This is a genomic window from Streptomyces herbicida (genome assembly GCF_032656585.1).
GTDB lineage: Bacteria > Actinomycetota > Actinomycetes > Streptomycetales > Streptomycetaceae > Streptomyces > Streptomyces herbicida.
Genome location: NZ_JAUYWJ010000010.1, coordinates 349,619 through 362,655 on the forward strand (window position 1 = coordinate 349,619; position 13,037 = coordinate 362,655).

12 protein-coding genes and 1 pseudogene are annotated in these 13,037 nt (G+C 71.1%); 8 read left to right on the top strand and 5 right to left on the bottom strand.

Annotated features, from left to right (window positions below; genetic code table 11):
- Positions 1-93 precede the first annotated feature (93 nt).
- On the top strand, positions 94-408 hold the full coding sequence (locus Q8A52_RS22865; protein WP_316754586.1) for a hypothetical protein: 315 nt from the start codon (positions 94-96) through the stop codon (positions 406-408).
- Here Q8A52_RS22865 and Q8A52_RS22870 read toward each other — a convergent pair.
- Complete coding sequence (locus Q8A52_RS22870; protein ID WP_316754588.1) at positions 386-1,372, bottom strand: LLM class flavin-dependent oxidoreductase; 987 nt, start codon at positions 1,370-1,372, stop codon at positions 386-388. The two genes, Q8A52_RS22865 and Q8A52_RS22870, sit on opposite strands and share 23 nt — an antisense overlap.
- A gap of 68 nt (positions 1,373-1,440) precedes the next feature.
- On the bottom strand, positions 1,441-2,073 hold the full coding sequence (locus Q8A52_RS22875; RefSeq protein WP_316754590.1) for a TetR/AcrR family transcriptional regulator: 633 nt from the start codon (positions 2,071-2,073) through the stop codon (positions 1,441-1,443).
- 175 nt (positions 2,074-2,248) lie between these two features.
- Between Q8A52_RS22875 and Q8A52_RS22880 the strand changes: the two genes are divergently transcribed.
- On the top strand, positions 2,249-4,459 hold the full coding sequence (locus Q8A52_RS22880; RefSeq protein ID WP_316754592.1) for an MMPL family transporter: 2,211 nt from the start codon (positions 2,249-2,251) through the stop codon (positions 4,457-4,459).
- Between the two features lie 67 nt (positions 4,460-4,526).
- A complete protein-coding gene (locus Q8A52_RS22885; RefSeq protein WP_316754593.1) occupies positions 4,527-5,258 on the top strand; it encodes an LmeA family phospholipid-binding protein in 732 nt (243 codons plus the stop codon).
- A gap of 52 nt (positions 5,259-5,310) precedes the next feature.
- Here Q8A52_RS22885 and Q8A52_RS22890 read toward each other — a convergent pair whose 3' ends face one another.
- Entirely contained in the window at positions 5,311-6,201 is an 891-nt protein-coding gene (locus tag Q8A52_RS22890) for an NAD(P)H-binding protein (protein WP_316754595.1), read from the bottom strand.
- Positions 6,202-6,379: 178 nt separating this feature from the next.
- On the opposite strand from Q8A52_RS22890, the gene Q8A52_RS22895 reads away from it, so the two are divergent.
- From Q8A52_RS22895 to Q8A52_RS22915, 5 genes and pseudogenes are all read left to right on the top strand, one after another.
- On the top strand, positions 6,380-7,228 hold the full coding sequence (locus tag Q8A52_RS22895; protein ID WP_316754597.1) for a LysR family transcriptional regulator: 849 nt from the start codon (positions 6,380-6,382) through the stop codon (positions 7,226-7,228).
- Positions 7,229-7,429: 201 nt separating this feature from the next.
- Positions 7,430-7,921: an ATP-binding protein gene (locus tag Q8A52_RS22900; protein ID WP_316754599.1), complete on the top strand. Its 492-nt coding sequence runs from the start codon at positions 7,430-7,432 to the stop codon at positions 7,919-7,921.
- 1 nt (position 7,922) lies between these two features.
- On the top strand, positions 7,923-8,366 hold the full coding sequence (locus Q8A52_RS22905; protein WP_316754601.1) for a Fur family transcriptional regulator: 444 nt from the start codon (positions 7,923-7,925) through the stop codon (positions 8,364-8,366).
- Between the two features lie 232 nt (positions 8,367-8,598).
- Entirely contained in the window at positions 8,599-9,243 is a 645-nt protein-coding gene (locus Q8A52_RS22910) for a hypothetical protein (RefSeq protein WP_316754603.1), read from the top strand.
- Between the two features lie 52 nt (positions 9,244-9,295).
- Positions 9,296-9,412, top strand: a pseudogene (locus tag Q8A52_RS22915) (DUF3626 domain-containing protein); the annotation flags it as partial.
- 204 nt (positions 9,413-9,616) lie between these two features.
- Here Q8A52_RS22915 and Q8A52_RS22920 read toward each other — a convergent pair.
- Both Q8A52_RS22920 and Q8A52_RS22925 read right to left on the bottom strand, forming a co-directional pair.
- On the bottom strand, positions 9,617-11,482 hold the full coding sequence (locus Q8A52_RS22920; RefSeq protein ID WP_316754605.1) for a GMC family oxidoreductase: 1,866 nt from the start codon (positions 11,480-11,482) through the stop codon (positions 9,617-9,619).
- Positions 11,479-12,918, bottom strand: coding sequence for a hypothetical protein (locus Q8A52_RS22925; RefSeq protein ID WP_316754607.1), 1,440 nt, complete (start codon positions 12,916-12,918; stop codon positions 11,479-11,481). Before Q8A52_RS22925 ends, Q8A52_RS22920 begins: the two co-directional genes overlap by 4 nt.
- Positions 12,919-13,037: the final 119 nt, after the last annotated feature.

Below are 13,037 nucleotides of genomic sequence, written 5' to 3' on the forward strand. Positions count from 1 at the left end.
CTCTGCCTGCGGTTCGCCGGTGGGGTTGGGGAGCCCGGACCGGCTGCTGCCGGACGGCGCCTTCCGGAGGCCGGCCGTGAACGACTCCTCGCGTTGGCACGTGGCCGGTGCGAGTCGTGCGCGGCCGAGGAACTGTGGCGCAGGAGGGGCCTGCCCGGTCCCGCCTCACGGGACGGTGCGCCGGCCGTCGCCGATGCCTTGGCGGCATTGAGCCACGAGGACAGCCAATTCGTGCGCCTGGAGGCCGCCTACGGCCTCGCCCTGCGCGACGATCCGCGCATCGCCGGGGCGATCGAGCGGCTCGGGCCGCTCGGCCCCGGCTTCGAGCACGCCCACCGCGCCGACGCGATCTGGCGGTGGCGATGGCGTCAGGAGGACGGCGCCGCTACGACGCCGCCGGCATCGTGAGGTGCCGCTTGACCAGTTCGTAGGACTTCAAGCGGTCGGCCAAGGCATGGATGGGCGTCACCAGCATGAGTTCGTCCGCCCGGGTCAGGTCCAGCAGGTCCGTCAGGCGCTTCGCAACGGTCTCGGGCGAGCCGTGTGCCTGATGAGCACGGAAGTGCGCCAGGCCTTGGGCCTCTTCTGCGGTGAACGTGTGGGTGGCCGCCTCTTCGGGCGTCGGGAAGGGGATGTCGCCCTGTCCCTTGAGGAGTCCGGCCTTGACGACATCCATCGGGCCGGCGAGCCAGGCCGCCTCCTTCTCCGTCTCGGCGCACACGGTCTCGACGCAGATCAGCACGCGAGGGTGCTCGCACCAGCGGGAGGGGGAGAAGTGCTCGCGGTAGTGCTGGAGCGCAGCGAGGGTGTTCTCCGGACGAATGTGATGGGCGAGGGCGATCGGCAGTCCGAGTTCCGCGGCGAGCGCGGCTCCGGCCGTGCTCGAGGCCAGCAGCCATGGCTCCGGGAGCGGTTCCAGCGCGACCTCGTCCACCAGGAAGCGCAGAATGGCTGACACATCGTCACGGTACTCGTCGTCCGTGGCGGGACCGGCACCCCGCCGCAGCGCCCGCGCCGTCGACTCGTCGAAGGTGCCCGGACCGCGGCCGATGCCCAGGTCGATCCGGCTCATGTGCAGTGCGGCCAGCGTGCCGAACTGCTCCGCGACCGTGATGGGGGCGTGGTTCGGAGCGAGAACGCCTCCGGATCCAAGCCGTATGGATGACGTCGACGCGGCCGCGTGGGCGGTCAGGACGACGGGCGGGAAGGCTCCGATGGCCGGGGAATGATGATGCTCGGCGTACCAGATCCGCTGGTAACCGAGGTCTTCCAGACGTCGGGCGAACGCGGTGGTGTCTCGTAATGTGTCCATGGCTCGGGAACCCGCTTGGACCATGGCTACTTCGAGCGCACTGAGCGGAACGGTGATCATTCGGTCAGTATAGGAATCGTCCGAATGACGCCAACTACCGTGCGTGGACCGACCGTTCGCGGCGCGACCTAGGGTCGAGCGGTTCGCTCTGGGGTGCCCATCTCGCGCAGGATGTCGAGGGCGCGCAGCAGTGGTGCCGGGCCCGAGTCCTCGATGCCCGACGCGCGGCGTGCCCGGCGGGTCCGCAGCACCGCCCGCACCGCCGACAGGGCCCCGCAGGCGATCACGGCTGCCCTGAGGTCGGCGTCGGGCGTGTCCGGCGGCAGGCGGCGCAGCACCAGAGCGGTCAGGCGCTCTTCGAAGTCCGAGAAAGCCTGTACGAGCCGTGCCGTGACGACGTTCTCGATGTCCTCCAGCGGGTGGCTGAGGGCGGTCAGCGTGGACGCGGCGAACGGCTTCGCGGCCGCCAGCAGGGCGTTGCACACCGCGTCCAGTGGATCCTCGTCGGCGGGCCGCTCGGCCAAGGCGTTCTCGACGTAGGCGAACAGTTCGACGCCGTCCGGCAGCAGCAGCGCTTCCTTGCTGTCGAAGTAGCGGAAGAACGTCCGCACGGAGACGTTCGCGTATGCGGCAATGTCGGCGACGGTGGTGGCTTCGAAGCCGCGCTCCTTGAACAGGCGCGCACCGCCTTCGAGCAGCAGGCGCCGCGTCTCCTCCTTCTTGCGTTCGCGCAGTCCCGCGGGGGCGATCTCACTCGGCATGTCAGGAAGCCTCCGACATGGTGTCCCGGCTGTCAATTGACACTCATGTCATGAACGGCCCGGTGGAGCGCGTGCCGGGTGGCCGACGCAGATGTGTCCTTGATGCCAATTGTCATCCGTGCCACTTTGTCTCTAGAGTTCGTGTCACTCGTGACACTTTCTTTGGGAGATCACCGTGCCCCGACCCCAGCAACCGTCCCTGGAAGCGGCTGAACCGGACACCGACCGGAACCGGCAGACCACCGCGGTTCCCGCTGCCCGTTCCGGGCTCGGTCGCCTCGGGGCTCTCTGCGCCCGGCGCCCGGTGACGGTGATCGCCCTTTGGCTGCTCGTCCTGGCCGCCGCCCTCGCCGGACGCCACCTCGCCTCACCCACCTTCAGCGACCAGGTCAGCCTGCCCGGCACCGCCTCCCACACCGGAGCCGGCCTGCTCGCCACCTCGATGCCCGGAGCCGGCCGGCCCAACGGCAAGGTGGTCTTCCACGCCGACTCCGGCACCGTGGCCGGGCAGCAGCCCGCACTGGACCGGACGCTGGCAGACCTGCGCGACCTCCCGCACGTCACTGCGGTCTCCACGCCGGTGACCAGCAGCGACGGGCGCACCACCTACACCACTGTCTCCTTCGACCAGCAGTTGAAGGACCTCGGCCACGCCTACACCGCCCAACTGGACACCGCCACCGAGCCGGCCCGGGCGGCGGGCCTCGGTGTCGCATACGGCGGCGACCTCGAACAGGTCGTCCGCACCCCCGCCAACGACAAGCTCAGCGAGATCGTCGGCATGGTCACCGCCCTCGCGATCCTGCTGCTCGCCTTCGGCAGCGTCCTCGCCGCCCTGCTGCCCCTCGTGACCGCGCTGATCAGCGTCGGTGTGGGTCTGGGCATCGTCGGCATCGTCGCCGCCACCATGTCCTTCGCGACGTCCGCCACCACACTGGCCACCATGATCGGACTGGGCGTGGGCATCGACTACGCCCTGTTCCTGACCACGCGTTTCCGACAGGACCTCATCGACGGCCACGGCCCGGTCGAAGCCGCTGCCCGCACCGCACGCACCAGCGGACGTGCCGTCCTCGTGGCGGCCGTGACCGTCGCCGTCGCGATGCTCAGTCTCTACGCGTGCGGACTGAGCTTCATCGGCAAGCTCGGTCTGGCGGCCACCGTAGCCGTGCTCGTCACCGCTGCCGCCGCCCTCACCCTGGTGCCTGCGGCACTGGGCCTGGTCGGCCGGCGCATCGACCGGGTGCGCCTGCGCCGCCGCCCGGTAGCGGAGAGCGCGGGCGAACGCGACGGCTGGCACCGCTACGCGGAACTGGTCGCCCGACGGCCCTGGACGTTTCTCGCCGTCGGCCTCGCCGTACTCACCGTCTGCGCTGCGCCACTGATGTCGATGCGCCTCGGACATGTCGACGCCGGCGCGGACCGGCCGGGCAGCAGCACCCGTACCGCGTACGACTGGATCGCGCACGCGCCCGGTCGAGGCTTCGGACCGGGTGCGAACGGCCAGGTCGTCACCGTCGTCGATCTCCGCCACGCGGGAACATCGGCCGACCGTATCGCCGACGACGTCACACGGGCCTTGAAGGACACGCAGGGAGTGGCGTCGTTCACCGCCCTCCGGCCGAGCAGCGACGGCAGGATCCTCGTCACCACCCTGACGCCGACCACGGGTCCGCAGGACGCCGCCACCGGCTCCCTGCTCGAGACCCTCTCCGGACAGACGCTGCCGAACGCCCTCCACGGTACCGGCGCCCAGGCCTACCTCACCGGCACCGTGGCGGGCCAGGCCGACTTCCGCAGCACCGTCAGCGAGCGGCTGCCCATCGTCATCGGCATCGTCCTGGTCCTCGCCTTCCTTCTGCTCATGGCGGTCTTCCGCAGCGTGGTGATCCCGCTCAAGGCCGTCGTCCTGAACCTGTTCACGACCGCCGCGTCCTACGGCGTCCTGGTCGCCGTCTTCCAGTGGGGCTGGGGCGCCTCCCTGCTGGGCCTGTCCGAGTCGGTGCCCATCGAGTCGTACGTACCGATGATGATGTTCGCGATCGTCTTCGGGCTCTCCATGGACTACGAGATCTTCCTGCTCTCCCGGATCGCCGAGACCTGGCAGCGCACGGCGAACAACCGGCTCGCGGTAGGCGAGGGGCTGTCCGCGACGGCGCGCGTGATCTCCAGCGCGGCCTTCATCATGACGGCCGTGTTCCTGTCCTTCACCACCTCGCCGACCGTGGTGGTGAAGATGCTCGCCCTGGGGCTGGCGATCAGCGTCATCCTCGATGCCACCGTGGTCCGCCTGATCCTGGTGCCGTCCGCCATGTTCCTGATGGGACGGGCCAATTGGTGGATGCCCCGCCGCCTCGACCGCGTGCTCCCGCGCCTGCACGCCTGACCTTGCGGCTGTCGTCGCGTCATTGCCCGACCGCCGTCCCGACCCGACCGATCCGGAGTACGTGACCTTGAATCGTCGTAGGAAGACCATCACCGCCGTCGCGGGCGCCGCGGCCCTCGCCGTCGCCGTCTGCGCCACCGATCTAGTGGTCGAGCGCCGGGCCGAACAGCGGGTCGCCGAGGTGGCATCCTGCCGTCTGAAGCCGCGGGGGCCGGTGCACGCCGACCTCACGACGCCCCTTGCCGGGCTTCGCGCCCTCGGCGGCGACGTCGGTGACGTCGACGTCCGTGCCGAAGGGGTCCGGCGCCAGAATGTCGTGATGAACGTCGACGTCTCCCTGAAGGGCGTGACGACCGACGGCGCCAACGATGGCGGCACCGCCAACGCCACCATCGGCTACGACCAGCTCGGCCGGCACATGGGCTCGCTGGGTGACGGGCTGACACCGGGCGGCCGGGACGGCGACCTCACCCTCAGTGGAAGCGTCGGCAGCCTGGGCCTGCCCGTCACCGTCGTGGCGAAGCTGTCGACACGGGCGAACGCGGTCACCATCACCCCGACGACCGTGACGGTCCTCGGGCGCAGCGTCCCGGTCGCCGATCTGACCGCCCTGCCTGCCGCCGCCCGCCTGAAGGAAGAGCTGAAGCCACGCACCGTCGCGGTCACCGGACTGCCCCGGGGCGTCGCCCTGACGTCGGCACACGCCGGGGACGACGGCCTGGCCCTGAACTTCTCGATAGCGCGCCAGGCTTCCCTGGGCACGGGCAGCCGTTCCGGGAGCGGTTGCCCGGCGGCGTGACCCACCTGGCCGGGCGCCGGCCCGCCGGCTGGGCGCCGTGCCTCTACAGGGCCTACGCCAGGACGGCAGGCCTGAGTACGGCCTCGCACCACTGGCGGAAACCGGTGGGCGCGTGCTCGGGAGTGGTCGGCTCGACGGCGCCGTAGAAGCCCTGGTCGTTCAGGGCATCGGTCATGTCGGCCAGGCCCTGGGCCCAGGCCTCGCTCGCCCCGAGGCGCAGCGACGTCGCCCGGTAGTCCGCGCTGGTGGTGGGCTGGAGGCGTACCGGGCGGTCCAGCACCTCGGAGACGACACGCGCCATGCCCTCGGGGGACAGGTCGTCGGGTCCGACCAGGGGGACGTCGTCCTGCCCGGTCCAGGAGCCGTCGAGCAGCAGCCGGGCTGCCGTGGCGGCTACGTCGCGGGTGGCGCAGGTCCGCAGCACGCGGTCCTCCGCCAGCGCCAGGAAGAAGACACCCGCGTCCCGGATCGACTCCGCCTGGCCCAGCAGGTTCTCCATCAGGAACGGCGCGCACAGTGCCCGGTAGTGCACACCCGTGGCGGTGATCGCATCGTCCATGGCGAGCGACGCCGATATCTGCCCGGCGTTCTTCGCCACGCCGCGGCCCAGGGTCGAGACACTGACGACCCGCTCGACGCCCTGCCGCCCGATCACCTCGCGCAGTGGCTCGGTGAACTGCCGGAAGTGGCCCTCGACGCTGTCCGCCGACGGCGTCGGCGGAACCAGCCAGAACAGACGGTCGGCGTCCGCGCATGCCGCCTTCAGGACGGCCGGATCGGAATGCGATCCCTGTACGACCTCGACGCGTTCGCGCACCCGAGCGGACAGCCGCGCGGGGTCGCGTGCGATCACCCGGATCCCCGCCGTGCCGCCAGGGGCGTCGAGGAGGCGGTCGAGGACCTGCCGTCCGATCTGGCCGGTGGGGGTTGTGACGACGATCATGAACAACTCCAAGAGGGGTTCAAGGAATTCAAGGCGCTCAAGGCGCTCAAGGGAGTCACAGGGATGCTCGCTCGATGTCGTCGAGCCTGCTGCGTTCGGCGCTCGAACTGAAGGATCGATCGGCTCCTGCTTGTTACCCTCAGAGCAATACCGGGCGAAGCGAACAGAGGGGGAGCGCATGGAATCCGGCCCCTTGCGCTATTTCGTCGCCGTCGCCGAGGAACTCAACTTCACCCGCGCCGCCGAACGGCTCGGCATCTCCCCGCCGCCCCTCTCCCGCGCGATCCGTCGGCTGGAGAAGGAGTTGGGCGTTACCCTTTTCGAGCGGACCACCCACAGCGTGACGCTGACTCCGGCCGGAACGGTGCTTCTCGCCGAGGCGAGGATCGCCCTTGATGCCCTGCAGGCGGCCTGTCGGCGGGCCCAGCGCGCGGCCGCCCCGGAACCGAAGCTGGTCCTGGCCGTCAAGGCCGACGGTGACGCGGGACTGCTGGAGCCGATGCTGGCCCGCTACCGGTCCGAGCCGCAGGCCGTGCCGGTCGCTGTCCGGCTGTGCGGCTGGCACGAACTGCCGCGACTGCTGCGCCTGGGGGAAGCCGACGCGGCCCTGGTCCATGAGCCCTTCGACCGCACCGGCCTCGACACCGAGACCCTGACGGCCGAACCGCGCGTCGCGGCCTTCGCCGCCACCCACCCACTCGCCGCCCGTGACCACCTGTCACTCGCCGACCTCGGCCTGCGCCCCGGCGATGTGCACCGGTACCTCGACGAGATCCGCAGTGAGAGCCGCGACCTCGCCCAGCTGCTCACGCTCGTGGGACTGGGCGGAGCATCCACCCCCCTGCTGCCCGCCTCCGTCGCCGCGCGCTATCCGCGTCCGGGCGTCGTCTACCGTCCCGTCCCCGATGCCCCGCCCGCGGTCCTTGCCATCGCCTGGCCCCAGCAGTCCCGCTCGACGGCCACGGCAGCACTTGTCCGAGCTGCCATGGCCGTGGCCGACGCGGCGCGGGGCGGGCAGGCGGCTTAGCCGGGAGCCTCCCTGCGACGTCAGTGTGCCTGTTGCTCGATGCCTTGTTGATGCCCGGACGTGCCCGTTTCCAGCGAATCTGCGTTGATTCATATTGCTGGAACAGATCGGGATTAATGATGTTATCCATACTCTTGACCGATTCCAGAAAAGAGATACGTTTTAGGCCGTGATTACATCCGTTTCTCGAAGGCGCTCCTCATGTACCGCGTAGCTTCCCCCGACCCCCTGGCGGCGACGGGGGTGGAATCGTTCGTGGCCGGACCGTGGGCGCTGCCCTGGTCTCCGACGGCCTGCGCACGGGCGCGGGCGGCCATACGTGAGGTGCTCCCTCGATGGGACCTCGCCGGACTCGTCCCGACCACCGAACTGCTCGTCAGCGAGCTGGTGTGCAATGCGCTCCGCCATGCCGTCGGCCCGCTGAGCCTCACTCTCGAGCGCGTGTCCGCGGTGCGCTGCGTGGTCACCGACGGCTCTTCCGAGCTTCCCCGCCCGACCGACTCCGACGTCGAGGACGAGAGCGGCCGCGGACTCGCGCTCGTGGACATGCTCGCCGCGCGCTGGGGCTGCGAGCCGGGGCCCGTGGGCAAGAGCGTGTGGTTCGAGCTCTCCGCGGACGTGGACCCACCTCGGGTGGGCTGCGGTGACGCCCCGGAGTACCCGCAGGCGGCAGGGACCGGAAGGGCGGGGTGACATGACGGCCGCGGCGGAGGCGGAGGAACCGATGGCGCTGGCCGCGGCACGATTGCGGTCGGCGGGGATGCGGGTGACCGCTCCGCGCATGGCGATGCTGATGGCCGTCCACGAGTCGTCCGGCCACCTCGACGCGGACACCCTGCGCAAGCGCGCCCAGCGGGTCACGGGCCGACTGTCCGTGCAGGCCACCTACAACGTGCTGCGCGCCCTCACGGACGCCGGCCTGGTCCGCTGCACTCAGATCGCCGGTCACCCCGCGCGTTACGAGACCGAACGCCACGACAATCACCACCACTTCGTGTGCCGCCGTTGCGGCCGCATCCGCGACGTGGAGTGCGCCAAAGGCGCTGCCCCGTGCATGGACCCGCAGTTGCCGGTGGGGTACGACACACAAGAGGCCGCGGTGACGTTCTGGGGCCTGTGCCCGGGCTGCCGCGACTAGGTCGTCGCTATCGGATCTTGCCGGTTGAGCCCGCGTCGTCCGGTGACATTTGTCTCCAGGCCCGCAGGGCCGAAGGGAAGCGTCGGCGTGTTGGCGGGGCGCCTGCGTACTGGACGTACTTGGTGCTCCGCCGACGCGGCGAGGTGCGGTGCCGGGCGGCGCGGGTCAGGCAAGATCCGGAAGAGACGGCCTGGGTCCTGCGTTGTCGGTGGCCCGTGGCACAGTGCACCGCATGAACAAGGACATGCACGGCGCCGCGCTGATCGACCGGGTGATCGAACGGGTCCGGGAACAGGGCTGGCCCACCTGCGACGCCCCGGACCTCGATGAACCGGTGCCGCTGGCGCCCGAGGTGCTCGACCGGCTGAGGCTGCCCGGCGGCCGGCCGCTGCCGCCCAGCCTGCGCCGCTGGCTGGCCTTCGACGGCTCCTGGCTCGCCGACGTCGGCTGGTACGAGGATCCGGCCGAGCCCGTCCTCGGCGACCGGGGGCTGGGGGCGACGGCGGAGTGGATGTACGGCTCCTGCGGCGGCATGGCCGCGATGTTCGGCGACTTCGAGAAACTGCTGCCCGCCGTGTGCCTGCCGCTTGTCGGCGGCAGCGACTCGCGCCGCCTGCTCTACCTGGGATCGCCGGACTCCACGGGCGAGTACCCGGTGCTGGTGACCGATATCGACGACCTGCCGTACGTGGCCGTGATGTACCCCGGTCTCGACGTGTACCTCGCGGACCTCGCCGAAGTCCTGGACCTGGACTTCGACACGTACACCTCGCTCGCCGCGGATCCCGAGTACGCCGCGCGGATGGCCGAGCACGCGGAGAACACCGGACTCGGCCCGGACGGACTGGAGTTCCACGAACTCGACCTCTTCGACTAGGTCCTCTCTTTCGGATCTTGGCGGTTCACGGGATGGCACTCCCAGCTCCTGGGGCGGGGGCCGATGGCGCTGGGAGAGCCGCATCCTCGGCGGCGCATACGATCATGCCGCCGCACACGAACGGCCTGTCTATGGCGCTTTGAACCACCGGAACCCATCGGTCGGCGGAACCCTCGGCCTTCGGTGGCGCGGACAACTGCGCCCTCGTTGGCCTGGCTGAGGCCGACGGACGCCCGCCTCGTCACGATGCGCAGGCGCTCAAGAAGGTCTGGCACTGCCTGGCCCGGTTCGGAGCCCCGTGGTTCGCCGACGGGGCGGACCCGAACGAGACCGCCACCCATTGCTTCGCGGAAGCGGCACGCCGGTGACCCAGTCAGTTGCCTCGTCGCTGTGAGTCCGCCCGCCCCCCTTCCAGATGTGCCTCCGTGATCGCCAGGGCTGCCGCCATGATGCTGAGTTGTGGGTTCACCTCGGGGCAGCCGGGGAGTACGGCCGCGTCCGCGATCAACACCCCCAGGACGCCTCGTAGTTGCCCGGTCGAGTCCGCCGGGAAGCGCTGGGGGTCCGCGCCCGCGGCCACCGTGCCGGTGGGGTGGTAGGCCGAGAGATGGAGCCGGCGTGCGCTCGTGTCGGCGAGGACGGTGTCCAGTTCCGTGAGGGTGCGTACCCGCGGTGTCCTGGGGATGCCGGTGAGTACCTCCTCGGCGCCCGCCGCGAACAAGAGCTCGCCCATGGCGCGTACCGCCCGCAGCAGACGGCCGGCGTCGCGGCGGTCGAGGTCGTAGCGGAGCAGAGTGCGGTCGCGCCCGAGGACGCGGCCTGAAGGCCGGTCGGCGATCATCGCGCCGAGGGTGGCGAGCCGATCGGCGCTCTCCAGTTCGCGGCGCAGCTCGGCGCCCAGCCCGGGCAACACGAACGAGCCCATGCCGGGCGGGGTCGCGGTGGCCTCGATGAGGACCCCCGCGCCGTGATGCTCCTCCACGCCGACGCTCTGCAGCACCCCCTCCCAGGCGGTGACCGGCTCTGCGAAGCGCCCGGCGACGCTCGTGGCCGGGTGCACACTGAGGTTGCGGCCGAGTCGGGGGTGTCCGCCGAGACCCGAACGGCGCAGGAGGGGCGGCGACTGCAGCGCGCCGGCAGCGACGACGACCAAGGGGGCGAGGACCTCGAATGCGCCGTCGTCACGGCGTACGCGCACGCCTGCCGCACGCGGCCCCCCGGGCCGATCCCGGTCGACGAGGATGCGTTCCACCCGCGCTCCGGTGACGATACGGGCACCGGCGGTGCAGGCGTCGGGCAGCACGGACAACTGCACGCTCTGCTTGGCGCCGGTCGGACAGCCAACGACACACTGGCAAGACCCCTTGCACCCGGACGCGTTGCGGCGCAGGGGCGCGGCACGCCAGCCGAGTGTGTGCGCCCCGGTGAGTGCGATGCGGCCGTTGTTGCCGAGGACGTCGACGGGTTGAGTGGCCACGCGCAGGGAACGCTCGACCTCGTCGAGATGGCCGCCGAAGTCGTCGGCGAGGGCGAAGCCGTAGTCCTTGCTCCAGCGGGCGAGGACATGGTCCGGAGTGCGGTAGCAGGTACCGGAGTTGACGACCGTCGTACCGCCGACGGCCCGGCCGACCGGCAGCAGCAGCGGAGGGCGGCCGACAGCGATGGTCGCTCCGCCGTCCCGGTAGAGTTCCGTGAACCGCTCCAGGGGCGTGCGCCGTCCGAACCATTCGGTGGAGTAGTGCTCTCCCTCTTCCAGGACGACGACGTCGAGCCCGGCCCGGGCCAGGGTTCGCGCGGCCATGGCTCCGCCCGCGCCCGAACCGACGACGACGGCGTCGGCAGTGGAACGCGTGGGCCATGCGTATGCGGACGTGCAGTCCAGCGGGGGGTCCTGGCGGGTGAGACCGGGGGCGGTGAGCCGGGCGCCGTGGAGCATTCTCTCGGTCCCGGCCGCGAGGAGGACGGGCACCTTGAGCACATCCAGGAGCGGGCGGAGCGAGGGCCGTGCGTCGAGTCCCCGGAGTACGGACTCGCGCTCATGAGGCGTGAGCCCGGCCAGTGCGCGTCCGGTCCGTGCCAGCGCGTAGACGTCCAGGCCGTGCACAGCTGCCCGTAGTCCGGTCCGGGCAGGCAGCGGCATCGAGGCGAGGACCGTCTCCAGCCTCGCGGGGACGCGTGCGGTCCAGTCCGTGGTGCCTTCGTCGGCGATCAGGGCGGCCACCAGGCCGTCGAGGCTCATCGGGTGCCCACCTCCGCGTGGGCCGTGCCGTCGAGCGTCCACTCGGCCTCGGTGCGCCAGCCGCCGGGCCACCACCGCTCCAGCAGGACGTGTGCGTCGGCGCGCTCGCTGTTGCGGCAGATCGCGTGGGTGCCGTCCGGGTCGGTGTAGTCCAAGGTGAGGGTGCGGTCCGCGGGCTGGGTGACGTCGACGCGGATCCGGCGCAGGCCGGCGCGGCCGGTGGTCGTCCAGGTGGGCAGGCCTATGGCGGTACGGAAACGTCCCAGGCCCGCCCAGCCGAGCGCGGGGCGCTCCGGGCGGCGCGGCCAGGTGCGGTCGCCTCGGCGCAGGCGGAGGAAGACCAAGGGCGGAAGCCTGCGCAGGCCGGGGCGCATGGAGACGGCGGCGACGATCTCCAGGACGTCCCCGTCACCGAGGTCCGCGTGCAGCCAGGCCCAGTGGCGGGCATTGCCATGACCGTAGATTCGAGCGGAGGCGCCCGGGGCCGAGGACAGCTTCAGAGTCGTGTCGTCATGGGTGAACGTTCCGTCGTAGGAGGCCCGGGCGGCGGGGAGGATCTGGGCGGCGGGCAGCAGCTGCCGGCGCCAGGACCATTGAGGGAAGGTGAACAGCGGCTCGTCCACGGGGTGTTCGGTGAGGTCCCAGCTCAGGGCGCCGTCCTCGGCCGAGCCGGTCAGACGTCCGGGTGTCGCCGTGACCCCGTCGGCGCTGAATCCGGCATCGTGGGCGGTCCACCGGGCGGGGCCGAAGCGGGCGTGCCGCACGGGTCCGTCCTTGGGGAACACCGCGGCCCAGCCGTGCGCGTACGGCTCGGACCCGTCGGCGGGCGCGGTGAGCTCGTGATGGAGCCAGAGCCCGCTGCCGGTCGAGGGGTCGGTGACGGTCGTGTACCAGACCTCGGTACGGCCGGGCTCGCCCTTCCAGCGGGGCGTCAGGAGCGCGCCGTGGTCCTCCCGCCGTGGGAAGCGGAAACTCGCGAGGAACGGAACCAGCTGCGTGGCCAAGGGAAAACGGAGCGTCCCGGTGCCGACGCGCGCGCCGTCCTCGTACAGCGTGTACGGCAATACGGTCATCGAGGCCACGGGCCTGCGCGGCGTCACGGACTTCCAGCCGTCGAGTGTCAGTCGGCGGCCTTCGGCGGTGAATGCGATGCGGTAGCGGATACGGCGCCGTGCCAGCGGTGAGATCTCCAACTCACCCTCGGCGCCCGCGTCGTCGGCCCAGCCGGCGATCCGTACGCGGCCGGTGGCGCGGGCCTCGGTCGTCCCCGTCAGCCGCATGACACGGCCCGCCGAGACCTTCAGGTCCAGGCGCACGCGGCGGGTGCGGTCCTCGTCGTCGAGCCGCAGCGTGCCGAGCATCGTCTCGGTGAAGACGGTGCCGCGCGTAGGGGCGTTGTCGCTCGTGCCCGTGTCCGAGGGGGCGTCCGTGCTCATTAGAGGACCATCCCTTCTGCAGCCCTCACGAGTAGGGTTGTGACCTCTCGGTCCCGGTGGGTGCATGGCCATGGGTGCGAGCCGCTTGACGGCCTGCATGAGTTCCGCCAGCCCCGCCG